This is a genomic window from Nonomuraea sp. NPDC049378 (assembly GCF_055586745.1).
Genome location: NZ_JBVJHP010000013.1, coordinates 62,470 through 87,524 on the forward strand (window position 1 = coordinate 62,470; position 25,055 = coordinate 87,524).

23 protein-coding genes and 1 pseudogene are annotated in these 25,055 nt (G+C 71.6%); 11 read left to right on the forward strand and 13 right to left on the reverse strand.

What is annotated here, in order from left to right; all coding sequences use genetic code 11:
• Window positions 1-61: 61 nt before the first annotated feature.
• From ACZ6SA_RS27450 to ACZ6SA_RS27460, 3 genes are read left to right on the forward strand one after another with little or no spacing between them, the layout of a single operon-like run.
• Window positions 62-817: a MerR family transcriptional regulator gene (locus ACZ6SA_RS27450; RefSeq protein WP_465831276.1), complete on the forward strand. Its 756-nt coding sequence runs from the start codon at window positions 62-64 to the stop codon at window positions 815-817.
• A gap of 50 nt (window positions 818-867) precedes the next feature.
• Complete coding sequence (locus tag ACZ6SA_RS27455; protein ID WP_347645146.1) at window positions 868-1,173, forward strand: ArsR/SmtB family transcription factor; 306 nt, start codon at window positions 868-870, stop codon at window positions 1,171-1,173.
• The gene (locus ACZ6SA_RS27460) at window positions 1,170-1,949 is read left to right on the forward strand and encodes an SRPBCC family protein (RefSeq protein WP_465831279.1); all 780 of its coding nucleotides are present in this window, start codon (window positions 1,170-1,172) and stop codon (window positions 1,947-1,949) included. The genes ACZ6SA_RS27455 and ACZ6SA_RS27460 overlap by 4 nt, the downstream gene beginning before the upstream one ends.
• Before the next feature lie 58 nt (window positions 1,950-2,007).
• Here the strand turns inward: ACZ6SA_RS27460 and ACZ6SA_RS27465 are convergent, their stop codons facing one another.
• On the reverse strand, window positions 2,008-3,051 hold the full coding sequence (locus ACZ6SA_RS27465) for a DUF4037 domain-containing protein (protein ID WP_347645144.1): 1,044 nt from the start codon (window positions 3,049-3,051) through the stop codon (window positions 2,008-2,010).
• 95 nt (window positions 3,052-3,146) lie between these two features.
• Complete coding sequence (locus ACZ6SA_RS27470) at window positions 3,147-4,046, reverse strand: LysR family transcriptional regulator (RefSeq protein WP_443152664.1); 900 nt, start codon at window positions 4,044-4,046, stop codon at window positions 3,147-3,149.
• A gap of 80 nt (window positions 4,047-4,126) precedes the next feature.
• Between ACZ6SA_RS27470 and ACZ6SA_RS27475 the strand changes: the two genes are divergently transcribed.
• The 5 genes from ACZ6SA_RS27475 (at window position 4,127) to ACZ6SA_RS27495 (ending at window position 7,874) form a co-directional block, all read left to right on the forward strand.
• Window positions 4,127-5,380: an MFS transporter gene (locus ACZ6SA_RS27475; protein ID WP_465831281.1), complete on the forward strand. Its 1,254-nt coding sequence runs from the start codon at window positions 4,127-4,129 to the stop codon at window positions 5,378-5,380.
• A gap of 2 nt (window positions 5,381-5,382) precedes the next feature.
• Entirely contained in the window at window positions 5,383-6,258 is an 876-nt protein-coding gene (locus ACZ6SA_RS27480; protein ID WP_465831283.1) for an SDR family oxidoreductase, read from the forward strand.
• 59 nt (window positions 6,259-6,317) lie between these two features.
• The gene (locus tag ACZ6SA_RS27485) at window positions 6,318-6,926 is read left to right on the forward strand and encodes a TetR/AcrR family transcriptional regulator (protein ID WP_465831285.1); all 609 of its coding nucleotides are present in this window, start codon (window positions 6,318-6,320) and stop codon (window positions 6,924-6,926) included.
• Window positions 6,927-6,995: 69 nt separating this feature from the next.
• Complete coding sequence (locus ACZ6SA_RS27490) at window positions 6,996-7,343, forward strand: hypothetical protein (protein WP_465831287.1); 348 nt, start codon at window positions 6,996-6,998, stop codon at window positions 7,341-7,343.
• Between the two features lie 24 nt (window positions 7,344-7,367).
• On the forward strand, window positions 7,368-7,874 hold the full coding sequence (locus ACZ6SA_RS27495; protein ID WP_465831289.1) for a MerR family transcriptional regulator: 507 nt from the start codon (window positions 7,368-7,370) through the stop codon (window positions 7,872-7,874).
• An 87-nt stretch (window positions 7,875-7,961) separates the two neighbouring features.
• On the opposite strand, the gene ACZ6SA_RS27500 is transcribed toward ACZ6SA_RS27495, so the two are convergent.
• The 6 genes from ACZ6SA_RS27500 to ACZ6SA_RS27525 form a co-directional block, all read right to left on the reverse strand.
• Window positions 7,962-8,729 (reverse strand): GNAT family N-acetyltransferase, encoded by a 768-nt coding sequence (locus ACZ6SA_RS27500; RefSeq protein WP_465831291.1) that lies wholly within the window; start codon window positions 8,727-8,729, stop codon window positions 7,962-7,964.
• Entirely contained in the window at window positions 8,726-10,156 is a 1,431-nt protein-coding gene (purB, locus tag ACZ6SA_RS27505; RefSeq protein WP_347645134.1) for an adenylosuccinate lyase, read from the reverse strand. Before purB ends, ACZ6SA_RS27500 begins: the two co-directional genes overlap by 4 nt.
• Window positions 10,157-10,250: 94 nt before the next feature.
• Window positions 10,251-10,523 (reverse strand): cation:proton antiporter regulatory subunit, encoded by a 273-nt coding sequence (locus ACZ6SA_RS27510; RefSeq protein ID WP_465831294.1) that lies wholly within the window; start codon window positions 10,521-10,523, stop codon window positions 10,251-10,253.
• A complete protein-coding gene (locus ACZ6SA_RS27515) occupies window positions 10,412-12,064 on the reverse strand; it encodes a potassium/proton antiporter (protein ID WP_347645132.1) in 1,653 nt (550 codons plus the stop codon). Before ACZ6SA_RS27515 ends, ACZ6SA_RS27510 begins: the two co-directional genes overlap by 112 nt.
• A gap of 33 nt (window positions 12,065-12,097) precedes the next feature.
• A complete protein-coding gene (locus ACZ6SA_RS27520; protein ID WP_465831296.1) occupies window positions 12,098-12,829 on the reverse strand; it encodes an SPFH domain-containing protein in 732 nt (243 codons plus the stop codon).
• A gap of 99 nt (window positions 12,830-12,928) precedes the next feature.
• A complete protein-coding gene (locus ACZ6SA_RS27525; protein WP_465831298.1) occupies window positions 12,929-16,195 on the reverse strand; it encodes an efflux RND transporter permease subunit in 3,267 nt (1,088 codons plus the stop codon).
• 105 nt (window positions 16,196-16,300) lie between these two features.
• On the opposite strand from ACZ6SA_RS27525, the gene ACZ6SA_RS27530 reads away from it, so the two are divergent.
• Entirely contained in the window at window positions 16,301-16,765 is a 465-nt protein-coding gene (locus tag ACZ6SA_RS27530; RefSeq protein WP_465831300.1) for a MarR family winged helix-turn-helix transcriptional regulator, read from the forward strand.
• Window positions 16,766-16,830: 65 nt separating this feature from the next.
• Here the strand turns inward: ACZ6SA_RS27530 and ACZ6SA_RS27535 are convergent, their stop codons facing one another.
• On the reverse strand, window positions 16,831-19,161 hold the full coding sequence (locus tag ACZ6SA_RS27535) for a HelD family protein (RefSeq protein ID WP_465831302.1): 2,331 nt from the start codon (window positions 19,159-19,161) through the stop codon (window positions 16,831-16,833).
• A gap of 146 nt (window positions 19,162-19,307) precedes the next feature.
• Between ACZ6SA_RS27535 and ACZ6SA_RS27540 the strand changes: the two genes are divergently transcribed.
• Complete coding sequence (locus tag ACZ6SA_RS27540) at window positions 19,308-19,670, forward strand: DUF488 domain-containing protein (RefSeq protein ID WP_465831304.1); 363 nt, start codon at window positions 19,308-19,310, stop codon at window positions 19,668-19,670.
• On the opposite strand, the pseudogene ACZ6SA_RS27545 reads toward ACZ6SA_RS27540, so the two are convergent.
• Both ACZ6SA_RS27545 and ACZ6SA_RS27550 read right to left on the reverse strand, forming a co-directional pair.
• Window positions 19,660-20,076 (reverse strand): annotated as a pseudogene (locus ACZ6SA_RS27545) (methyltransferase domain-containing protein); the annotation flags it as partial. The gene ACZ6SA_RS27540 and the pseudogene ACZ6SA_RS27545 sit on opposite strands and share 11 nt — an antisense overlap.
• A gap of 203 nt (window positions 20,077-20,279) precedes the next feature.
• A complete protein-coding gene (locus ACZ6SA_RS27550) occupies window positions 20,280-22,121 on the reverse strand; it encodes a hypothetical protein (protein WP_465831306.1) in 1,842 nt (613 codons plus the stop codon).
• A 694-nt stretch (window positions 22,122-22,815) separates the two neighbouring features.
• On the opposite strand from ACZ6SA_RS27550, the gene ACZ6SA_RS27555 reads away from it, so the two are divergent.
• Complete coding sequence (locus ACZ6SA_RS27555) at window positions 22,816-23,577, forward strand: SDR family NAD(P)-dependent oxidoreductase (protein WP_347645120.1); 762 nt, start codon at window positions 22,816-22,818, stop codon at window positions 23,575-23,577.
• 41 nt (window positions 23,578-23,618) lie between these two features.
• Here ACZ6SA_RS27555 and ACZ6SA_RS27560 read toward each other — a convergent pair whose 3' ends face one another.
• Together ACZ6SA_RS27560 and ACZ6SA_RS27565 are read right to left on the reverse strand one after the other, a co-directional pair.
• Window positions 23,619-24,089 (reverse strand): pyridoxamine 5'-phosphate oxidase family protein, encoded by a 471-nt coding sequence (locus ACZ6SA_RS27560; protein WP_465831308.1) that lies wholly within the window; start codon window positions 24,087-24,089, stop codon window positions 23,619-23,621.
• Window positions 24,090-24,203: 114 nt separating this feature from the next.
• Window positions 24,204-25,049, reverse strand: a complete 846-nt coding sequence (locus ACZ6SA_RS27565) for a lysostaphin resistance A-like protein (RefSeq protein WP_465831311.1) — start codon at window positions 25,047-25,049, stop codon at window positions 24,204-24,206.
• Window positions 25,050-25,055 lie beyond the last annotated feature (6 nt).

A 25,055-nucleotide genomic window follows, 5' to 3' on the forward strand; every position in this document is an offset into this window, starting at 1 on the left:
TAGCGTCGCGCGTCCCCGGCGGGCTTGACCCTCACCCGGCGTCACCCGGCAAGGTGGGACCATGAGCTTCTCCGTAGGGCAGGTCGCCCGGCTCGCCGGCATCACCGTGCGCACCCTGCACCACTACGACGAGGTCGGCCTGCTCGCCCCCGGCGAGCGCACCCGCGCCGGCTACCGCCGCTACACCGACGCCGACCTGGTCCGCCTGCAGCAGATCCTGCTCTACCGCGAGCTCGGCTTCGGCCTCGACGAGATCGCCGTCATCCTCGACGCGCCCCACGCCGACGAGCTCACCCATCTGCGCCGCCAGCACGAGCTCCTCACCCGTAAGGTCGAACGCCTGCGCGAGGTCATCGCCGCCGTCGAACGCTCCATGCAGGCCCACACCCTGGACCTCGCCCTCACGCCCGAGGAGCGCTTCGAGGTGTTCGGCGACTTCCGGCCCGAGGACCACGAACCGGAAGTCGTACGCCGCTGGGGCGACACCGAGGCGTACGCGGAAAGCCGCCGCCGCGTGGCCTCCTACTCCAAGGCCGACTGGCTGGAGCTCAGGGCCGAGGCGGCCGCCATCACCGGCGACCTCGTCGCCGCCTTCAAGGCCGGTCTGCCCGCCGACGGCGAACACGCCATGGACCTCGCCGAACGCCACCGCGGTCACATCAGCCGCTGGTTCTACACCTGCACGACCGAGCTCCACCGGTGTCTGGGTGAGCTGTACGTCGACGACCCTCGTTTCCGCGCCACCTTCGAGGATGTGGTTCCCGGCCTGGCGGGCTATTTCCGCCAGGCCGTCCACGCCAACGCCCGCCGCGCCTGACCGCGTACATGCACTTGCGGGTATATAGCTGGGCGGGTATATTCGCCGCCATGCGCTTCGACGTGCTGGCCGACCCCGCACGACGCCAGATCCTCGACCTGCTCCTGCAACGCCCTCACCTCGTCGGCGAACTCACCCACCACCTCGGCCTCACCCAGCCCGGCACCAGCAAACACCTGCGGGCCCTGCGCGAGGCCGGCCTCGTCGCCGTCCGCAAGGACGCCCAACGCCGCTGGTACGAACTCCGCCCCCAGCCCCTCGCCGAGATCGACGCCTGGCTCACCCCCTACCGCAGGCTCTGGAACCACTCCCTGGACCTGCTCGAAGACCACCTCGACACCATGGACGACTCATGAACGAGACCCTCACCCTGCACCCCGACGGCCGCACCACCCTGCGCCTGCAGCGCCGCCTCCCCCACCCGCCCGGCAAGGTCTGGCGCGCCATCACCCGGCCCGAGCACATGGCCGCCTGGTTCCCCGCCGAGGTCACCATCGACGGCGACCGCATCGCCTACGGTTTCGGCCCCGACGGCCGCATCACCGAGAACGACCCGCCCCACGTCTTCGCCCACACCTGGGGCGAGGACGAGCTGCGCTGGGAGCTCCACCCCGACGGCGACGCCACGCTGCTCACCTTCATTCACACCTTCACCGACCACCACGGCGCCGCCAGCTTCGCCGCCGGATGGCACACCTGCCTCATGGCCATGCTCGCCCACCTCGACGAGCGCCCCGTCAGCCCGCCCGGCGACAGCGCTCCCCTGCACGAGCACTACGTCGCCATCCTCGGCCTGACCTGCGCCACCACCGACGGCGACACCGTACGCGTCGAACGCCAGCTCACCCGCCCCGCCGACCACCTGTGGCGGCGGCTCGACGGCGACCAGGCCACGCCGGGCGGCCCGCCCCCGGCCCCGTTCACCCCGCCCGCCCTCGCCGAAGGCGCGGTCACGCGCGTCGAGAGCGGCAAGCTCCTCGAATACGACGCCCCCGGCGGCCACGTGCGGTGGGAGCTGGCGGCGGGCACCGGCCACGGCGCCCGCCTCATCATCACCCACACCGGCGACCCGTCCGCGCGCGACGCCTGGCGCGTGCACGTCGAGAAGCTCGCCGCGGCCCTGATCGACTGACGGGGGCCCTGACGGGGGCACTGACGGGGGCACTGACGGGGGCGCCCGCTTGCGATGGTCACGTGCCGAGGTGCAGGGCCGCGGCCGCCGCGGCCCGCGCCCTGCCCGGCGCCACCAGCAGGTCCGTCGAATCCGACAGCTGATCCACGCACCCGACCACCGGCAATCCCTTGATCACCGGGTCCGTCACCGACGCCATCAGCGCATCGGCGAACCGGTCCCCGTCAATCACCTGGAACGGCCGGTCGTAGAACCCGCGCACCTCCTCATCCAGCCATCCGGCCAGCCGCGTGCGGTTCTGCAGCGCCGCCACCCGCGCGTACGCCGCCGCCAGCGCCGCCTCGCGCTCACGCCATGACCGGGCCGCCAGCGCCGCCCCCAGCGACTCCCCCAGCTCGGTCGAGCCCGGCATCCGCGCCAGCGCGCTGCCGAGCCACTTGGCGTACGGCGGGTAGCGCCGCCGCAGCAGCAGCGCCAGCCGCATCACCTCCCGCGCCAGCCGCGCTCCCACCACGGCCGACCCCAGTTCGTCGCCCACCTCGCCGCACCGGCCAGGAAACGGCTCCTCCTGCGCGATCCGCCGCCACTGGCAGGCCAGGACGTAGCGCCACACATCATCGGGATACCAGCTCAGCGCCGCCCTGGCCGTCTCCAGCCCGCCCAGCTCCCCCAGCCCGTCGTGGAAGACCTCGCCGCACGTCACCTCCGCCAGGCTCTGCCACGGCGCCGACAGCCAGTCCAGCAGCGACACCCCCTGCCTCGGGTCGAATCCCAGCCGCCCGGCCAGCCACTCCCCCGGCTCCGTCACCGTCACCCCGGAGCGCACCTGCCCGTGATAGGCGAACACCGTCGGGAACCCGCCGAACCGGTCCGGCAGGCCCGCCTCCACCGCCGCCCGCACCTCGGCCACCTGCTCGCCCGGCACGAACAGCAGCACCCTCGGCCCCCAGTCGTGGTCGGTGGAGCGGGCGGTGTCGAACTCCAGCACCTCCGAGCCCGGCCCGATCAGCGCGGCGCTGTGCGTGACCCCGGGGATCAGCGGCGCCACCACGTCGCGATAGAAGGCCCGCGACAGCTCAATACCAGGTACAAAATCGGACATCACGCCGTCCACTGTGCACCAGCGCCGCCGTAACCTCACCCCAATTTTCCGCACCCCAGTTCGTGCCGCCGCCCTCAGCACGGCGTGCCGGCGGCTCACGGGCCGGAGCCCGTCTCGGCCGGCAGCGGCGAGACGCCCAGCGCGGACAGAAAGGCCGCGGCCGCGGGAGAGGGCTGGTGCCGGCTCCAGATGAGGTGCTCCGCGCGGGCAGGAGCGTCGCTGAGCCGGACGACGGGCAGGTCGGGGAGCTGGGACACGAAGGCCGCCGGCAGCATCCCGATCCCCAGGCCCTGCCGGATCAGGCGAGCCATGAAGTCGGGGGTCGACACTTCGAAGGCGACCTCGCGCGCCACCCCGGCCGCCGCGAAGGCCTCGTCCGACTGGATCCGGCCTGCGGTGCCCGCGGGGAAGTCGACGAACGGCTCGTCGGCTAGCCTGCGCAGCCTCACCCGTTCCTCGCCGGCCAGCGGGTGGCCGGGCGCGACCACGGCGACGAGGTCGCCGCGTGCCAGCTCGCGGCCGCGGACGTTCTTGGGCCGGACGCCGGGGGGAAGCCCCAGGAAAGCGACGTCCAGCGTGCCCTGGCGCACCCGTTCGACGAACTCCTCGCTGGCGCCGGAACGGAGGCTGATCCGCACCTCCGGGTGGCGCAGGTGGAATCGCCGCAGCGTGACCGGCAGGTCGACCGCCGTGACGGTGGGGATGGCGCCGATGGCGAGCCGGCCGCGGATCTCGCCCGCGGCGGCCGCCACCTCGGCCCTGGCCCGCTCGGCGGCGTCGAGAGCCTGGCGGGCGGCGGGGAGGAACGCCTCGCCCGCCGGGGTCAGCCGGACGCGGCGGCTGGTGCGGTCGAACAGCTTGGCGCCCAGCTCGCGCTCCAGCCGCGCGATCTGATGGCTCAGCGCTGACTGCACGACCAGGCACTGCTCGGCGGCGCGGGTGAAGTTGCTCGTCTCGGCGACGGCGACGACGTAGCGCATCTGCTGAAGCTCCATCCATCCATCGTGAAGCACGATGGATCTAATGACAAACATGCATTGGACTCATGGATAGGTGGTCCTCGACGCTGGGACGCATGACGACGACACCTCACCGTTCCGGCGGCCTGTCGCCCGGGTTGCTCCTGCTCATGTCGGTGGCGACCGGGCTGGCTGTCGCGGGCAACTACTTCGCGCAGCCGCTGCTCGACCTGATCGGCCAGGAGCTGGGCGTCGGGCCCTCGCTGGCGGCGCTGACGGTGACGGCCGCGCAGGCCGGGTACGCGCTGGGGCTGATCCTGCTGGTGCCCCTCGGCGACCTCATGGAGCGGCGGCGGCTCGCCGTGGCGCTCTACGCGGCGACCGCGGTGTTCCTGCTGGTGTCGGCCACCGCGGCCGATGGCACGGTGCTCCTGGTGAGCACGGCCCTGACCGGGCTGGCCTCGGTCGGAGCGCAGGTCGTGGTGCCGTTCGCGGCGACGCTGGCGGCCCCGGCCGAGCGGGGCCGGGTGGTCGGCACCGTGATGACCGGGTTGATGCTCGGCCTGCTGCTGGCGCGCACCGCCTCAGGAACGCTGTCGGAGCTGGGCGGCTGGCGGACGGTCTACTGGGTGAACGCGGTCCTGATGGCGCTGACGGCCGTGTTGCTGCGGATCTTCCTGCCCCGACTCGGCGGCCACGGCGGGCGCCTGACCTACCCGGAGCTGCTGCGCTCGACGGTGGCGATGTTCCGGTACGAGCCGCTGCTGCGCTGGCGGGCGGGCATCGGCGCCCTGAGCCTGGCGTCCTTCAGCGTGCTGTGGACGGCGCTGACGTTCCTGCTGGCGGGGTCGCCGTACGAGTGGACGGAGTCCGCCATCGGCCTGTTCGGTCTTGTCGGCGTCGCCGGTGCGCTGACCGCCACGGTGGCCGGGCGGCTGGCCGACCGCGGACTCGTCCAGATCGTGACCGGCGCGGGGACGGTTCTGCTGGCGGTGTCCTGGCTGGCGATCGCCGCCGGGGCGCGCTCCGTGATATGGCTGCTCGCCGGCGTGATCGTGCTGGATCTGGCGCACCAGGCGGTGCTCAACAGCAGCCAGAACGTCGTCTACGCGCTCCGGCCGGAGGCCCGCAACCGGATCAACTCCGCGTTCATGACCTCCTTCTTCGTCGGCGGCGCGATGGGCTCCGCGCTGACCTCGGTGGCCTGGGTGCACGGCGGCTGGACCGGCGTGTGCGTCCTGGGCGCCGCCCTCTCGACCGGGACCCTCGTGCTGTGGGCCCTGGAAGGCATCACCACCAGCCGCGCTGCCGGGCGAGCCCTGCGGCCCGCGGCTCACCCGGCGCCGGCCGGCTCTACCGAAGGAGAATGAACGTGTCACGCACCGTGTTGATCACCGGGACGACGGGAACCGTGTCCACCGCACTGATGAACGCGCTGGAAGGAGCCGACGCCGGCCTTCGTACCCTCGTCCGCGACGGGTCCAGGGCCCACGGCCTGCGGGAGCGGGGAGCCGAGGTCTTCGTCGGCGACCTCGACGACGCCCGGTCGCTGCCGCCCGCCTTCGAGGGCGTCCACGACCTGTGGCTGCTCACCCCGAACGGCCCGCGCGCTCCCGAGAACAGCATGAACGCCGTGTGGGCCGCCCGCCAGGCCGGGGTGGAGCGCATCGTCCGGCTGTCGGTGGTCGGCGCGTCGCACGGCGCGCCCAACCGCAGCGGCAGGTTGCACGCGCTGTCGGACCGGGAGATCGAACGGTGCGGCATGCGCTGGACCATCCTGCGCCCGCACTGGTTCATGCAGAACCTGCTGAACGAGGCGGGCTCCATCTCCTCCACCGGCACGTTCTCGCTGAACATGGCCGCGGCCCGGCTCGGCATGATCGACGTACGCGACATCGCCGAGTGCGCCGCCCGCGTGCTCCTCGACGGCCCCGACCGCCACCACGGCCAGACCTACACCCTCACCGGCCCGCGCTCGCTGACGTTCGACGAGGTGGCGGACGCGTTGAGCCGCGCTCTGGGCAGGCCCATCGCCTACCTGCCGGTCAGCGACGACGCCAGGCGCAAGACGCTGCTCGGCTACGGCGTTCCGCGGTGGATCGTCGACATGCTGGAGGAGTACGCGCAGGCGTATGCCTCCGGCTGGCAAGACGGCGCCACCGACGCGGTGGCCACCGTTCTCGGCCGCCCTCCCCGCGACATCGCCGACTTCGTCCGTGACCACGCCGCAGCGTTCACCCAGACCTGATCCTGCTGTACGGCCCCGGAGGCCCGGCCGTCAATCGAACCGCCCGGTACCATCTGGGTATGCCGGTTCCCAAAGGCTCGACGCTCGACCCGGAGCGCACGCGCGCCACCATCCTCCACGCGGCGACCGCGGTGCTGTACGAGCGCGGGCTCGACGGCATCGGCGTCGCCGAGCTGTGCGCCCGCATCGGCGTGTCCAAGGAGACGCTGTACCGGCACTTCGGCACCAAGGACGGGCTGGTAGAGGCCGTGCTCAAGGCGCGCAGCGAGCGGGTGACGCACCGGCTGGCCAGCGCGGCCGAGGCTGCCGGGGACGATCCCCGGGACCAGCTCGCCGCACTGTTCGACGCCCTGCAGCAGTGGTACGACGACCCGGTCTTCCGCGGCTGCGCGATGCTGAACGCGGCCGCCCAGCACCATGTCGAGGCCGTTCGCGCCATCACCACGCGCCATCTCGACCGCTACCTGGAGCTCTTGACCGGCATCGCCGACCGCGCCGGAGCAGCCCAACCACACCTGCTGGGACGGCAGCTGCTCATGCTGGTCGAGGGCGCCACCGTCGTCGCCGCGCATCACGACGGGACCGGCGCGGGTGAGCACGCCCGCCAAGCCGCGCTCACCCTGCTGTCCGCCGCCGCCCGGACCGGCCCTTGCGGCTCACCTCGATGACTCCTCCGCCTTCCTGAAAGGAGCGTCGGGCTTGCATCCGGTACCCAGGTACAGGCTTACCGTCGAGGTATGACACAGAACGTCCGCCTTGACCTGGGATGGGCTCCCTCCGCGTGCACCCTGCCCGCCGCCGAGCAGCCGTTGCGGGTGGCCGAGTTCAACGCCTTGCTCGCCGGCGCGGTCCGGGCAGTCGCGCGGCCGGAGCGGACGCGGCTGCGGCTGGAGCTCGCCTTCAACCCGGACGACGCCGCCCGGGCCGCCGAACTGGCCACGCGGGAGAACGGCTGCTGCTCCTTCTTCACCTTCACCCTGACCATCGCCGACGGCAGCCTGGCACTGGAGGTGACGGTCCCGGACGAGCACGCCAAGGTGCTGGACGCGCTGACCGAGCGCGCCGGTGCGACGGCGCCGGTGTGAACGCGGCCGGGAGAGGAGCTGGTGATGGAGCGCATCACACGTGAGGAGCTGCTGGAGAACGGGGGCGCGCAACCGGTGGAGGCGCCCATCGGCGCCCATCTGCGCAGCGGGCAGGTCGCCGAGCAGGCCGGGGTCAACCTGCAGACGCTCCGCTACTACGAACGGCGCGGGCTGATCGCCGAACCGGCCCGCAGCCCCGGCGGGCACCGTACCTACCCGCCCGAGACCGTCACCCTGCTCACGCTGATCAAAGCCGCGCAGCGGCTCGGCTTCACCCTGGAGGAGGTCGGCGAGCTTCTCGACACCGGCCGGCGCGGCCACCCCACCCCCGACCTGCGCGAGCGCGCCCAAGCCAAGATCGCCGAAGTCGAGGCGAAGATCGCCGGCCTGACCACCATCCGGACCGCGCTGGAGCAGGTGGTCAGCGCGGGCTGCGACAGCCTGACCCACTGCGCCTGCCCCGACTGTCCCCTGCCGTTCGCCGACCTGGCCGACGGCAGCCGCGCCCCTCACGTCCCCGAGGAGAGCTGACGACGTGAGCACCCACCGCTCAGGACACCTGACACGAGCGGCAGGACCGTCAAGGCCACAATCCCGGCAGGCACACCAGCACGGCCCTCAGCCCACCGCCCGGCAGGCCGCCACCCGCCGCCTGCGGTAGCCGAGCCGCTCGTACACCCGGATGGCCGCCGGATTGTCGTCGTCCACCATGAGCGCCGCCCGCCCGTAGGCCGCCACCAGCTCCCGCGACACCCACCGGCACACCCGGCCGGCCAGCCCCGTGCCGCGATGACGGGCCCGCGTCGCCACCCCCGCCAGCAAGCCCACCGTGGGCGCCGACCAGGCATCGGCCGCCACAGCAGCCAGTTCCCCTCCGCTCCGCACGCCCGCCCAGCGCCGCACCCCCGCCAGGCCGGGCACCGCGTACGACGAAGGCGCCTCGGCCGCCAGCAGCGACCCGACCCGCGCCATGTCGTCGTCCTCCAGCCACCCGACCCCGCCGTCATCGCCGACCGTGCCGACCGTGCCATCCGCACCCGCCGTACCCGCAAGGTCCGTCTCCAGGCTCATCCACGAGAACCGCCCTGCCACCTCCAGCCCGTCCAGCCTGGCCGTCACCTCCCGCATCAGCGCCGCCTCGCCCAGCGGCCGGTACGACGGGCCCAGCTCCGCCAGCGCATGGCGTACCAGCTCGGCGGCGTGCACGGCGCCACCCCGCACCGCGAGCCGGTCCCGCCGCGACACCTGCGGGCAGGCCGCCACCACCGCCTCGCCCAGCGCCCACGCCCGCGCGCCGTCGCGCAACCCCTGCGCCGCCCACACCACCAGATCGTCGTCCCCGCAGGCCGCCCGCACCTCGGCCGCGGAGCGGAGCTCGCGGATCACAGAATGGCGCCGGGCCGGTACGCGGCCGCCTCCGGATGCTCCGCCACGACCTCGTCCACCTGCCGCACCACCGCCGTCACCTGGTCGCCGGCCGCCCCCGTGAACGACACCCGGTCGGCCAGCAGCTCCTCCAGCGCCGGGCGGCCGAGCGGGAACCGTTCGTCTCCGGCCAGCCGGTCGAGCAGGTCGTTGGCGGCTCCCCGCGAGCGCATCGCCAGCGCGGCCGCCACGGCATGCTCCTTGATCAGCTCGTGCGCCTGCTCACGCCCCACCCCGGCGCGCACCGCCGCCATCAACATCTTCGTCGTCGCCAGGAACGGCAGGTAACGGTCGAGCTCGGACGCGATCACCGCGGGGAACGCGCCGAACTCGTCCAGCACCGTCAGCATCGTCTCCATCAGCCCGTCGAAGGCGAAGAACGCGTCCGGCAGCGCCACCCGGCGCACCACCGAACAGGACACGTCGCCCTCGTTCCACTGGTCACCGGCCAGCTCCCCCACCATGGACGCGTAACCGCGCAGCACCACCGCCAGGCCGTTCACCCGCTCGCAGGAACGGGTGTTCATCTTGTGCGGCATCGCCGACGAGCCGACCTGCCCCTCCTTGAACCCCTCGGTGACCAGCTCGTGCCCGGCCATCAGCCGGATCGTCCTGGCCAGCGAGGACGGCGACGCCGCCAGCTGCACCAGCCCGGTGACCACCTCGTAGTCGAGCGAGCGCGGATAGACCTGCCCCACACTGGTGAACCGGTGCGCGAACCCCAGATGGGCGGCGACCCGCTCCTCCAGCCCGGCCAGCTTCCCGCGGTCGCCGCCCAGCAGGTCGAGCATGTCCTGGGCGGTGCCCACCGGACCCTTGACCCCGCGCAGCGGATAGCGGCCGATCAGCTCCTCCAGCCGCCGGTAGGCCACCAGCAGCTCGTCGGCCGCCGTCGCGAAACGCTTGCCCACAGTAGTGGCCTGCGCGGCCACGTTGTGCGAACGGCCGGCGACCACCGTGGCCTGATGCTCCACGGCCAGACGGGCCAGACGGGCCAGCAGCGCCACCGTCCGGTCGCGCACCAGCAGAAGGCTGTCACGCACCTGCAGCTGCTCGACGTTCTCCGTCAGGTCCCGCGACGTCATGCCCTTGTGCACCTGCTCGTGCCCGGCCAGCGCGTTGAACTCCTCGATGCGCGCCTTGACGTCGTGCCGGGTCACCCGCTCGCGCGCCGCGATCGAACCCAGATCGACCTGCTCGACCACCTTGTCATAATCGGCGATGGCCTCCTCGGGCACCGCAACGCCCAGCTCGGCCTGGGCGCGCAGCACCGCCAGCCACAGCCGACGCTCAGCGACGATCTTGTATTCGGCGGACCACAGGCGAGCCAGCTCGGGCGAGGCATAACGAGCGGCCAGGACATCGGGGATACGCGGCTTGGCAGTCACGTTCGACAAGTGTATTCACACGCCGGCCCCCGCCGGGCGCGCAGGGGCCCGCGCGCCCGGCACGAACACCCCGACGGTGTCCGGCCACCCGGCATCACACGCGCTTGCCGGTCAGCTCGGCCAGCCGCCGCTCCACGGTCGTCAGCCGATCAGCCAGCGAACGGCTGTGCAGCAGCTCGGCGACCCAGTCGCCCTCGTCGTCGTCCAGCTCCACCACATGCGACGCCGTATCGGCATCGGCCCGGTCGTAGACCATCAGGGCGCGCCGCCCGTCGTCGAAGACCATAACGCCGATGTGATCTCCTCGCCTCGTGTCGTAGTGGTGGACGATGCCGCTGCCGGGGACGGTCGTGTGAGTGATGTCCACTGAACGGGTTCTCCTTTCGTGACGGCCGCTCGGCCGGGATCGGTGTCGATGTCGCCGCGCTCCCCGTACCAATGGGCCAGCCGGCCCCGCCGCGCGACCGCGCGCAGGCGCCGCTCGACCTGCACACGGGCGGCGCTGGTGGTGACGATGAGCACGTCGTCGCCCTCCCGCAACAACGTGACGGGCTCGGGGACGATGGTGTCGCCGTCGCGAATGATCAGTACGACGTTCGAAGGCGCGGGCAGGCGCAGTTCGAAGATCTCCACCCCGTGCAGGCGGGAACCGGGCGGAATCGTCAGCGTGAGCAGATCGGCGCCCAGCACGTCCAGCGGCGCGGCCTCGATGCTCACCTCCCTGGCCTGGCCGGGCTGCGTGATGCCCAGCACCCTGGCCACCACCGGCAGCACAGGCCCCTGGACCAGGACGAACAACGCCACCAGCACGAACACGATGTTCAGCAGCTGCTGACTGCCGGGCACCGCCGCGACGATGGGAAAGGTCGCCAGCACGATCGGCACCGCACCCCGCAACCCCGCCCAGGAAATGAACGCCTGCTCCCGCCAGCCCGAACGGAACGGAAGCAGGCAGGCGACCACCGACACGGGCCTGGCCACCAGCAACAGCACCAGGCCGACGACGACGGCCGGCAACACCGCGCCACCCAGCTCGCTCGGGTCGACCAGCAGACCGAGCATGACGAACAAGCCGATCTGGGCCAGCCACCCCACACCCTCCGCGAAGGAACGCGTGGCGGCGCGATGCGGCAGGACCGCGTTGCCCAGCACGATGCCCGCCAGATACGCGGCCATGAAACCGGACGCGCCCGCACCCCCCGCCGCGGCGAAAGCGATCACACCGAGCCCCAGAGTCGCCAGCGGATACAGCCCCGTGGCGGGCAACGCCACATACCGCAGCGCCGCCGTCCCCACCCAGCCGATCAGCAACCCGATCAACGCCCCCGCCACCAGCTGGTACGCGATCTGCCCCGCCACGGCCACCGGACCAGGCAGGTCGACGGCGGCGGTGCTGAACACCAGCACCAGGATCACGGTGGGAGCGTCGTTGAACCCGGACTCGGCCTCCACCAAACCCGCAGCCCTGCGCGGCAGCGGCAGCGACCGCAACACCGAGAACACCGCGGCCGCGTCCGTGGACGACACGATCGCGCCCAGCAACAACGCCAGCTGCCAGTTCATCCCCAACAGGAAATGAGCGCCCGCCGCCGTGACCACGACGCTCACCGCCACGCCCGCCGTGGCCAGCAACGCCGACGGCAACACCAGCCGCCGCAGATCGCTCCACCGCGTGCTCAGCCCACCCTCGATGAGAATGATCGCCAGAGCCGAGGTGCCGAGCGTCTGCGCCAGCCCGGCATCGTCGAAATCGATCCCGAGGACGTCCTCACCGAGCAGCACGCCGAGCGCGAGAAACAGCAGCAGGCCAGGCAGACCCAGCCTGCTCGCCGTACGCGCCGCGGCGATGCCCGCCAGCAGGACGACCCCGCCGGCGAGCAGCGCCGCGTACAACTGCTGCAGGCTCATCGCGGCACCTCGAAGGCTCGGTCAGTCCATCCCCTACCCACCCGGACGTGTCTCCCGCAGCCGGTCCGCCCACGCGATGAGCTCACCCCGCAGCGGCACCTGGACATCGTCGACGTCCACGAGCGTGACACGCACACCCCACCGGGACGTCGCCCCGCTGATCCGCTCCGCCACCTCCACGCCGCTCCGGCTGATCATCGTCGGCAGGTCCGCCAGATCGGCCTCGGCGATCCGGCGGCGCAACTCCCTCTCGGCGACGACCGTCGCAGCCGCCAGCGGCCCGTCCATCGCCGTCGCGAACCGGACCGGATCGCTCACCTCCGCCACGGCACCGGCCCTGACGCGCACCGCCACACCATCGCGGGTCACCGCCTCGGCGCAGAACAGGTCCAGGCACACCAGCCGCAACGACACCCGCACCGCGCGCTCCACCCCCGGCCACACCACCACCAGCCCAGGCCCGCGCACGCCCACGACCCGCCCCAGCCGGTGCACCACCAACCGCTCGTCCGCGTCGACGACGCGCACCGTCCACATGACGGCCACCACGACGGGCAGCAAGCCCAGCAACGCCCACCCCACCGGCTCCATCACGGCGAACTCCCTGACGATGGGGAGGGTGTGACCTGCGAGCATGCCTGTCTCCCGGTCGTCGTCCGCCCGGCCGGCACGCAGGTCATCCCGTACGACCAGGTCCGGGACCGGGCTCCCGTCCACCCAGTCTCGCCCGCCCGCCAGGGCGGCGCCATCGGGCGCAGCACCCATTCCCGAGGGGAGCCACCCTGTAGACGCCGGCGTGCCCGGCCGGATGCCACACCCGGCCGGGCACCTCAACCCCGGCGACCTCCCGCCGCCGGCACCCCCTCAGGCCGGATGACCGGCCAGATCCTGCGCCCCCGCGCCGCCGGCATCCTCCCGCACCCGGGGACCCACCGGCCCCCGCCCCTGCTCGCCGCCCTTGCGCGTCACCACGACGTACAACGTCGGCACCAGAACCAGCGTCAGCAACGTCGAGGAGATCAGACCACCGATCACCACGATCGCCAGCGGCTGCGAGATGAACCCACCCGAACCCGTCACCCCCAGCGCCATCGGCGTCAGCGCGCAGATCGTGGCCACCGCCGTCATCAGAATGGGCCGCAACCTGCGCCGGCCACCCTCGATCACCGCCTCCACCACACCCATGCCCTGATCCCGGTACTGGTTGATCAGGTCGATCAGCACGATCGCATTGGTCACCACGATGCCGATCAACATCAACATGCCGATCAGCGCCGGCACCCCCAGCGCCGTGTCCGTGGCCACCAGCAACCCCACCGCGCCCGTCGCCGCGAACGGGATCGACACGAGCAGGATCAACGGCTGGACGAAACTGCGGAACGTCGCCACCATGATCAGGAAAACGATCGCGATCGCCGCCAGCATCGCCAGCCCCAGATCAGCGAACGCATCGGCCTGATCGGCCGACACACCACCGATCTCGTACGACACCCCCGCGGCCAGCGACAACCCGTCCAGCTTCGTCGTCAACGCCTGCGTCACACTGCCCAGATCCGCCGCGTCCGCCTTGGCCGACACCGTCGCCGACCGCTCACCGTCGATCCTGCTCACCTGCGTCGGCCCGGCCACCTCCCGCACATCCGCCACCGACGACAGCTTCACCATCCCGGCGGGCGTCGGCAGCTTCAAACCCTCGATCGCCTCGACGTCCTCCGGCGCGTCAGCCCCCCGCAGCACCAGATCGCTCGCCCGCCCGTCCAGCATGATCTGCCCCAGCGGCGCGCCACGGAACGCCTGCGCCACCGCCTGACCCACCTGCGCCTCCGACAGACCCCGCTCGGCGGCCTCCGCACGGTCCACCACGACCTCGACCCGCGGCGCACTCGACTCCAGGTCCGACGACACGTCCTTCAACCCGGAAACCTCGCCCATCGCCGCCGCCACCGTGTCGGTCGCCGCACGCAACGCCTCAGCCTCGGAAGCCTGCACGATCACATCGATCGTGTCGGAAGCGAACCCGGCCGCCTGCGCCCCCACCGTGACCTCGCCGACCCCCGACAGGCCCGCCACCTCGTCACGCAGCGCCTGCTCGACCCTCACGGTGTCGGCACCCTCCTCAAGGGTCACCGAGTACGAGGCCCGATCCGCGCCACCGCCGACCGCCCCGCCCGACATCGCGTTCCCGCCGCCCACGTTCACCTGGTACGTCTCCACGCCGTCCAGGCCCGCCAGCACCTCCTCGACCTTCTGCGCCGCCTCATCGGTGGTCTTCAGATCGGCGCCCACCGGCATCCGCTGCGACAGCGAGATCGTGTTCTGCCCCGAGGCGTCCAGGAAGTTCGTCTGCAGCCCGCCCGCCAGCCCCATCGTGCCGACGAACACCGCCACCCCGATCAGCACCGTCACCAGCTTGAACCGGGTCGCGAACCGCAGCACGGGAAGGTAGGACCGCTGCAACGGCGAGCGCAACTCCTTCGCCTCGGCCTCCTCACGCTGCTTACGCGCCTGCTCCGGCGTCAGCGCGGGCGCCTTCAAGAACCAGTACGCCAGCACCGGCACCACCGTCAGCGACACCACCAGCGAAGCCAGCAACGCCACCGCCACAGTGATCGCGAACGGGCTGAACAACTCGCCCACCATCCCGCCCACGATCGCGATCGGCGCGAACACCGCCACCGTGGTCAGCGTCGAAGCCGTCACCGCCCCCGACACCTCGCGCACCGCCGTCAAGATCGCCTGAAGCTTCGCCTCGCCGTAACCCAGATGCCGCTTGATGTTCTCCAGCACCACGATCGAGTCGTCCACCACGCGGCCCACCGCGATCGTCAACGCCCCCAGCGTCAGCATGTTCAGCGAATAGTCGCCCGCCCACAACGCCAGCAGCGCGATCACCACCGACAGCGGGATCGACACCGCCGTCACCACGGTCGACCGCACCGACAACAGGAACACCAGAATCACCAGGACCGCGAACACCAGACCCAGCAGGCCCTCAGTGGTCAGGCTCTCGATCGACTCCTCCACGTACGGCGCCTGGTCGAACACCACCGACACCGCCGTGTCCGACGAGTCGCCCAGCGCCCTGGTCAGCTCAGGCAACTTCTCCCGGACATCGTGCGAGATCGTCACCGCGTTGCCGTCGGGCGTCATCGTCACCGCCACGCCCAGGCTCGACCTGCCGTCCGTACGGGTGAGCGTCGTCGCCTCCGCCAGCCCACGCTTGATCTCGGCGACATCACCCAGCTTCACCGGCTTGAGCGGCTTCGGCCTGGCCGGCTGCTGCGCGACCGCCCCCTGACCCGGCCGGCCCTGGGCCTGCCCTTGCTGCGGGCTCTGCTGCTGCCCCTGCTGCTGAGACTGCTGCGGCCGAGCCTGCTGAGGAACCGCCGCCGGCGGCGCAGGCGTCAGATACAGGCTCTCCAGCTCCGACACCGAGTCGACCCGCGAACCCACCTGGACCGTCAGCGCCTTGCCGTCATCGATCAGCGTCCCCGCCGGGATCGGCGTGCCGTTCGCCTTCAGCACCTCGGGAATCTGCGCCGCCGACACCCCCGCCAGCGCCATCTTCCTGGCATCCGGCTCGATCGTCACGACCTCCTCGCGGGTGCCCGTGACCGACACCTCGCGCACGCCCTCAACGCCCTGCAACTCCGGCACCAGGATCCGGCGCAGCTTGTCGGCCATCGACCGCTCGTCGCCGCCGTCACCCACCGCCAGCACCAGCACCGGGATGTCATCGGTGTTGCCCGCCACCACCTGAGGCTCGACGCCCTCTGGCAACGTCACCCGGTTGATGGCCTGCTGCATCTTGTTCACCGACGACTCGACGTCGGTGCCGTACTCGAAGGCCACCTGGATCTGCGCCAGGCCCTCCTTCGACGTCGAGGTCATCTGCTCCATCCCGGCGAGCCCCTGGAAGGAGTCCTCGATCGGCTTGGTGACCTGATCCTCGACGATCTCCGGCGAGGCGCCGGCGAACGGCGCCACCACGAACGCGCCGGGGAACGACAAGGACGGCAGCAACTGCTGTTTCAACTGAGGGATGGCGAACACGCCGAACGCGCTGAGCACCACCGCGATCAGGATCACAAGGCTGCGGTTGACCAGGCTCAACCGGGCGAAAGCGGTCATGGGGTCCCCTCCAAGAGTTCGCCACAGACTAACACTTCGCCTGACACGAATATTTAGACAAGCCGAGCCTTCCTGATAACCTTCTCAGGAAGGCGAGAGGTGAGTGTGAGCAGCGAACGCGAAGACCTGATCCACCGGATCTCCGAAACCCAGCGTGGCCTCGGGCGACTGTTCGCCCAGCACCACTCCCCCCTGTTCACCTCCAACCTCACCATGCGGCAGCTCAAGGTCGTCATGCTCCTGGCGATCAACGGCTCCTCCTCCGGCCAGGAGCTCGCCCACGCGCTCGGCGTCGGCCTCGGCACCGTCACCGGCATCGTCGACCGCCTCGTCGCCCAGGGCCTGGCCAACCGGCACGAAGACCCCCACGACCGGCGCGTACGCCGCGTCCAGCTCACCCCCGAGGGCACCGCCCTCATCGAAGAGATCAACAACGCCGGGCACGAACACTACCGCCGCATCATGGACCACCTCGACCTGGAGACGCTGCGCGCCCTCGACCACGTCACCCGCACCATCCGCGACGTCGCCGCAGACCTCATCCCCGGCAACGACGCCTGCCGGCGGTGACGACCGTGGGCATCGTCGCAGGCTTTGGGGGTAGATCATGGTCGTTCTGATCCGAGCCGACGCCTTTACAAAGTAGATTTCTGGGCCAGCCGGGACAACACGTCCGGCAGATCACCCTCGTGCACCACCGTCAGCCGCCGCGTCGCCCGCGTCACCGCGACGTACAGGTCCTGCCCGCCCATCGGCGACTGGTCCAGGATGCCCTGCGGATCCACCACCACGACCGCGTCGAACTCCAGCCCCTTGGCCTGCCCCACGGTCAGCGCCACGACCGGCGCCTCCAGATCCCCCTCCGGAAACAACCGCGCCACCTCGGCGTGCCGTGCGTCCGGCGTCACCACGCCCACCCGGCCCGCGCCGATCTCCGGGCCGGCCTCCGGGTTCGGCTCGGCGCCGACCTCCGCCAGCTCCGCCGCCACGAGCAGCGGCAGATCCGCGAGCCGGTCCGCCGCCGCGAGGCGCACCGCCCGCGGCTCCGCCCCGCCCGACCGCACCGACTCGGGCGGCTCCTGCTCCGGCGCGAACGCCCGCAGCACGTCAGCCGCCACCCGCATGATCTCCACCGGGGTGCGGTAGTTCACCAGCAGCCGCTCCACCCGCCAGCGGCCCTCCAGATGGGGGTCGAGCACCTCACCCCACGAACGCGCCCCCGCCGCCGACCCCGTCTGCGCCAGATCGCCCACCACGGTCAGCGACTTCGCCGGCACCCGCCGCATGACCATCCGCCAGGCCATCGGCGACAGCTCCTGCGCCTCGTCCACGATCACGTGCCCGTAGGCCCACGAACGGTCGGCCGCCGCCCGGTCGGCCGTGGTCAGGCCCGAGCCGTCGTCGGCGTGCCACTCGGCCAGCACGTCGGCCCGCTCGAAGATGCCCTGCTCGGCCACGCCCGTCGACTCCAGCACCTCCCGGGCGTAGCGCTCCTGCTCGGCCCACTCCTGGCCGGCCTCCCTGGCCGCCACCCTCGCGGCCGAGTCGTCCTCGCCCAGCAACTCGGCCGCCTCGTCGAGCAGCGGCACGTCGCCCGGCGTCCAGGCGGAGCCGGGCGGGCGTACCAGCTCCTGCCAGGCCAGACCCGCCGGAGCCACCGACCCCAACGTCTCCGCCGACGACAGCAGATCGTCGATCAGCCGCTGCGGCGTCAGCTCGGGCCACAGGCCGTCCACCGCGCGCCGGATCTCCGGTTCGCCCCACAACCGCCGCGAAGCCAGCTCCAGGTCGATCTCGTCGAGATCGGCCTCCAGATCGAGCGGCTCGACCAGCTCCGGGTCGTCCACCTCCAGTTCCTCGATGTGCAGCGACTCCTCCAACGCCCGGGCCTCCGCCCTGGCCAGCTCCTTCAGCAGCTCGCTCACGTACAGCTTGCGTGCCATGTTGTGCGGCAGCCGCACCGCCCGCGCCCGCTCCCGCAACCGCGCGCACACCTCGTACGGCACCCGCAACCGCAGCCCGTCCAGCTCCACGACCAGCTCGCCGTCCGGCACCGCCTGGCGCAGCTCCAGCGCCCTGGCCACCACCCCGGCCATCCGCGGATCGCCCTTGGCCACCGCAGCGGCCGGGGAGTCGGCCGCGCGCGCCCGCACCCCCGGGAACATCTCCCCCACCGTGGCCATCACCACCTGGGTCTCCCCCAGCGCCGGCAGCACCTGGCTGATGTAGCGCAGGAACATCGGGTTGGGGCCCACCACCAGCACCCCGCGCCGCTCCAGCGTGTCGCGGTGGGTGTAGAGCAGGTACGCCGCCCGGTGCAGCGCCGCCACCGTCTTGCCGGTGCCGGGACCGCCCTGCACCACCAGCGCCCCCTGCAGCGAGGAACGGATCACCCGGTCCTGCTCGGTCTGGATGGTGGCCACCACGTCGCCCATCCGGCCCGTCCGCCCACGGCGCAGCGCCGCCAGCAGCGCCGCCTCTCCGACCAGCGAGCGCCGGTCGCCGTCGCTCATGCCGTCCAGGTCGAACACCTCGTCGTCGATGCCCACCACCGTGCGGTCCTTCAGGTGCAGGTGGCGGCGGCGCACCAGCCCGCCGGGATCGGTGGCCGTGGCCACGTAGAACGGCCGCGCCGCCGGCGCCCGCCAGTCGATCAGCACCGACTCGTGCTCCTCGTCACGCAGGCCGATCCTGCCGATGTACGTGCTCCGCCCGGAGCCGTCGTCGATGCGGCCGAAGCACAGGCCCCGCTCGACCGCGTTCAGCTGGGCCAGCCTCCGCGCCTGCTCCGAGGCCATCGCCTCGCGTTCGACCATCGCCTGGCGGGTGCCCGTCGCCCTGCCGTACGCCGCGCGCAGCGCCTCCTCCGCCCGCTGCCGGGCGGCGTCGAGCCGGCCGTACAGCCACGACACGGCACGCTGTTCGCTGTCAAGGGCTTGCGCGAAACCATCTTGACGATTAGCCATTCGGTGGTACACTCCTATCGGGAGGGTTGTGAACGCTCATGCTAGGTAAAGGCAGCATTCGAGCTTAACCCTCCGTCCCCTCGCGCGCAAACCCCTCGCGACCCGTCTCCCCGCCGCCGCGTATTGTCGTGAGTGAGGAGGCGACAATGGCTGAGACGACCACGATTCACGTGCGCCGCGTCTACGACGAGCCCACCGGCGATGACGGCACCCGGGTGCTGGTCGACCGGGTCTGGCCGCGCGGAATGGCCAAAGACCGGGCCCACCTCGACGAATGGTGCAGACAAGTCGCGCCCTCGGCGGAGCTGCGCACCTGGTACGCACACGACCCCGAGCGCTTCGAGGAGTTCGCCCGCCGCTACCGCAGCGAGCTCGAAGACCCCGAACGCGCCCAGGCCCTCGCCCACCTGCGCGAACTCGCCGCCAACCGGCCACTCACCCTGCTCACCTCGACCAGACGACCCGAGATCAGCCAGGCGGCCGTGCTCGCGGACGTGCTCAGCACGTAGGCCCGGCGGCGGGCGGGCCCCGCCACCCTTGCCCGAGACCCCGCGCGCACGGGCATGACGGCATGCCACCCGGACTGCGCGCGAGCACGCAGGCCACGGGCGGGTCGAGCACGAACGTCTCGACCCGCAAAGAGACGAAACCGCCCTCGGTGAGCAGCTCCCGCAGCTCGCGGGCGGCCCGGACCGTGGTGTCCCGGGTAGCACCAGGGCAGCGAGGCTGGCCGACGAGCGCACTACGTCCCGCGGGCCGGAGCAGACGGCGCGGCTCGCGGAGCCGCTCCACCGGGTCGGGCCACATCCCCACGGAGTTGACGGCCAGAACGGCATCGAGCGGATCGCCGAAGCCCGGCAACCGCTCCACCGACGCGTGCGCGAGGTGCACGCGGCGGGCGCGGACGGCCGCGGCGTTGCGACGGGCGGCCTGCCCGCACCATGACCCGCGAGCGGTCGATGCCGAAGACGTGGCCCCGGGTGGCGCGCGCGGCGAGCCCGGCGATGGCGACCCCCGGACCGAAGCCGATCTCCAGCACCCGGTCGGTGGAGCGCGTCATATCGCGGCGAGAACTTCGGCCCGGACACCAGGAAGGGCCGCTATCTCCTTCCCGACCATCAGCCCTCATTGCGTGTGTGGAGGGTCGCCATGTGGAGTCCGGTCGCGTCCCACCATGCGATCACGAGGTGGCCGGCGTGGTCGCGGGTGAGCGTGGGACGGGCGAACACGTCGCCGGCGGCGATGGGACGGGTCGTGCAGCTGGTGCCGAGACACGAGATCAGCACAATGCTGGTCCCTTGCCGTCCGGCGACGAGGACTCGGCCGGATCGATCAAGGGAGACCGCGGGGGCCGGTCGGGTGCCCGGCGCGGTGGGATGGAGGCGGGCGATGGGGAGTCGCGCCGAGTCGGTTCGCGCGCAGTCCGGGGATTGACAGCTCACGAGCGTGGGAGGGCCGTTTCTGCCTTCGTACAGCACCACGGGGCGCCCGTCGGGCCGTGTGATCACCTCGACCCCCTGGGCCCCCTCCCGGGAGACCTGATTGATCACGATGGGTTTCCGGCATTCGGTCAAGTCGCACGAATGGATGCTGAGCGTGCCTTTGTGCCGATGTGCCACCGCCGCGATGATTCGCCCGTTGGCTGACGCGGCGACGTCGACGATCGGCTCCACGTCGACGTCCTGCGTGGTGGCCTTGGTCGTGTCCGTGCATCGCGGATCCCGGCAGGTCACCAGGGTCAACCCGTCCGTGTGGCCGGGCCGATTCTTCTGATAGGCGATCACCGCCCGCCCATCGGAGCCCACGTCGGTGGCCAGGACCGGGAACGTCCGGCCGGGAACCTCCAGATCATCGCCGGGAACGCAACGGGCTCGCTGATCGCAAAGCCACGATGTGAGGTTCGGTTCTTGGATCCGCGCCACGAAGTAGCCGTCGCCGGGCCCGACGGAGACGGCGCCGAACACCTCGCCTCCCGGGCTTTCCAAGGTGGCCCAGCGATGCTCGCGGCAGCGGCGATCATCGCAGATCAGCTGTGTTTCGCCCGATACCAGCGAGGGACGGCCATCCCGGCCAACGGCGAAGGCGTCGATGCCGTCGCGGTCGTAGTCCATCCAGATCAGCCGGGTGTGGTTGACCCCCGAGCGTGGGTCGATGGTGTGCTCCCAATGGTCGCCGGTGGTGATCACCTGCCAGGAAAGCGGGTTGAACACCGCCATCCCGGCCAGCAGCAGCCCTGGAAGCAGGAGTCCGCCGAGGGCGATGGGCGGTCGCGGTCGCCACGCCTGTCCGGGGCCGGGCAGTCCATCGCGGAGGGCGGGCAACTCTCCCTCCGGCACCGCCTTGAGGAACAGTACGGCGAGCACCGCCCCTTGAACCGGGACGGTCAGCAGGAGGAGCGGAAGGCCGATGGCCGTGGCCGGCACGACAACGGCCGCCCGGTCGCTCATCCAGTACGCGCCCACGACCGCCAGCACCGGAAGGATCACGCCGGCGACCAGCGTTGCCGAGATCGCCAGGCGCTTGCCGGAGGCCACGCTGAGGGCCCTGGCCAGGGCACCGACCAGCCCTTGTCGTTCCAGCACCACAGCGGGTATCGTCAGCGCGCCCTGCATCGCGACCAGACCCAGAAGGAGCACCACGAACACCCGGCCCGGGCCTGGCCTGGTCACGAGGGAGGACGAGATGAGCACAGCCGCGCCGGCCACGACACCGAGGATGACGAACCCGAGCAACGCGGGCCAGCGGGCCAGGCACGCCCGCAACGCTCCCGCCGGCGAGACCGGCCGGTCGAGGAGGCGACCGGCTGCAATGAGCGTGGTGGCGGAGACGACCAGCACGATCGCGAACGCACCCACCGCCAGGCCCACGGCGGCTGAGAAGACAAGCGCCGGTCCCGGCTGCCCGGTGTATCCCGGCCGGCCGTTGACGAGCGCCACCTGTTCACCGACGACCAGCGGCAACGCTGATCCGATCAGGAGGACCAGCGGGGCCAGGGTCGACACCACGACTGTGACCATCGCGATCCATGACCGTCGTACCAGGGTCATCGTCCCGCGGAGAGTTCCTGTGCGCCGGATGTCAGCACGCCACGGCCCATCGCCCATATCAGTCATTTGCCGACCATATGGTCCGTCGATTTAGAACGGCTTATCGTGCGCGACTATGCCCCTTCAGGAGGGCGGCACGTCGTGACGGGCAGGGGCATCGGCGCTCCCGAGCGGCAGGCGGTCGGCGACGTCGGCGGTTCGATCCGCTCCTCACGCAGATGCTTGCGCAATTCCTCCCGGACCCGCTCAGAACCCGCGGTGGTACTCGCCGGCGGGATCGCGGCGCTCCTCGCCGGAGCTTCGCTCGAAGAAGCCCACGCCAGGTCGCACGCGCCTGACCAGGCCGCCGGCACAAGCGATCTCACCGCCGGCGCTCGGGTTCTGTGACCGCGAGCCGGCCGCTCGATCGTCCCTCAGCCCGCGCACCGCAGGGCATCACCTCTCCAGGGCATCCCGGAAGCCGGGTATCAGCAGACGCGCCCCCGTCGCACGGCAACCGGCCACGCAACCCACGAAGGGCGGGTTTCCTTCGTCGGAGCAGCCCACGATCACGGTCGTCGACCCGTGCCTCGGTCCCCGCTGAGGCGGGATGCTAGTTTGACGCTCCATGTCGGACTATCTGCGCGACCTGTTCTCCCTGCACGGCCGGCGCGCCCTGGTCACCGGCGGCAGTTCCGGGATCGGCTACGTCATCGCCGAGGCCATCGGCCGTGCCGGAGCCGAGGTCGTGGTGGTGGCCCGCAGGCAGGGCGCCTTGGACGAGGCCGTCACCCGGCTGCGCGAGCACGGCGTCACCGCCTCCTCGATCAGCGCCGACCTCGGCGACCGTGGCGACGTCGAGCGGGTCCGCGCCACCGCGGGCCCCATCGACATCCTGGTCAACGACGCCGGCAACAACATCCGCAAACCCATGGCCGACCTCACGGTCGACGACTACGAACGCACCCTGGCCGTGCACCTCACCGCGCCGTACCTGCTCGGCCAGCACTTCGGCCCTCAGATGGCGGGCCGCGGCTGGGGACGCATCATCAACATCGGCTCCCAGCAGTCGATCAGCGCCTTCGGCGACAGCGGGGTCTACGGCGCGGCCAAAGCCGCCCTCGCCGGGCTGACCCGCTCCCAGGCCGAGGCGTGGTCGGCCCGCGGCGTGTGCGTCAACACGATCATCCCCGGATTCGTGTTGACGCCGCTGACCGAGCCCGCCCAGGCCGTGCCGGGCCGGATCGAGGCACTCGCCGCTCGCCACATGACGGCCCGCAACGGCGTGCCCGAGGACTTCGCCGGGGCCGCGGTGTTTCTGGCCGGTGACGCCTCCGCATTTGTCACCGGCCAGATGCTCTTCGTCGACGGCGGGTTTTCGGTGCACTGAGGCAGATCGGTGCACCGAGCCCCGCGCCTTTACTTTGTAGATTACTTACGGCGGATCCGGCGCACCCCCGACCCCTCATGCCAGGCGTCCATGACCAGCTCGTCGCCCTCGACCCTCGTCCACACCACTTCCGTCAGCTCGATCCGGAACAGGTGGGAATCAGCCGCCGGAATCTCGAACGCCTCCAGCACCTGCGCGTCGGTGACCTCCACCGCGCGCCCGGCGAGCTTCACGTCGCCCTCCCACGCCGACTGGTCGTCCATGTCGGGCTCCGCCGAGGCGACGTGAAGCGCCATGCGCGGATCGCGCCGCAGGTCGAGAGCCTTGACGGCGCGCGGCATCGAGCCCGTCCACAACTCGCCGTCCCGCCAGCTCGTCTCGATGCCGCTGACCCGCGGCGAGCCGTCCTTGCGCAGCGTCGCCAGGACCCGGTGCCGGCTGCCCTCCAGCAGCCGCCGCGCCACCCCCGCCAGCTCGGGTGCCTCCCGCTCGAACTCCTGCCATGAAGCCATGGACGCCATCATGGACGACCGCACCGACAGAATCGGCCGGCGACCACGGTGCCGGGGCCGACGGCAACGACCCGTCCCTCTCCCCCGCTGCGGCCCGACCACGCGGTCAGCGGCTCAGACCAGCGCGGCGGCCAGCAGGAAGATCGCGGATCCATGGGCGAGAGCGGCCGCGATGACACCCGACCGCAGCCGCAAGAAGGCGCAGATCAGCCCTTCGTACAGGGTGAAGACCAGCAGCGGCCAGCCGACGTCGGTCACCGTCGAGGCCAGGAAGGCGTGGCAGGCGGCGAACAGCAGGGCCGACAGCGACGCCGCACGGATGCGGCCGGCGTGCCGCTCCAGCCGGCCCTGCAGAAACCCCCGGAAGAGCACCTCCTCGGCGAGGTTGCCCGCCAGGCTGAAGAGCAGCAGCACCGGCAGCAGCGAGACCGCGACCGCGCCTCCCCGCGCCGACAGCGGGGTCGGCAGGGACAGCAGCAGCACCGGAGCGGCCGCCAGCACGCCGCCGCCGATCCCCCGGACGAGCGTGACCGGGGTGAAGCGGCCCCAGCGCACCAGCGAGCGCAGCCCGCTGTCCAGGCCCAGCACGGCAGCGGTCAACGCCGCCGTGCCGAGGCCGAACAACAGCAGGATGCCCGCCTGGTCGGTGAAGCGCAGCCACGGAACGCCACCCACGGCGCCCAGCCGCCAGAACCCGAGCGGGGTCATCGCATCCCTGATCAGCACGAAGCCGAAGATGAGGATCAGGATGCGCAAGAGCGGATCCCGCCCGGCGCCCCCCAGCGTGAAGCACGCGCCGAGCAGCACCATGCCGGGCAGGATCCGCAGGCCATAGGCCAGGAGATCGGGCAGCACGAGAACGTCTCCGTTCCTGAAGAGGGGGAAGGCAGGGAAGTGCGGAGCGACCGGCCCGTCTGCGAGCTCCCGGCGAACGGCGAGGGCGACCGCGGTGCCGGTCACGTGGCC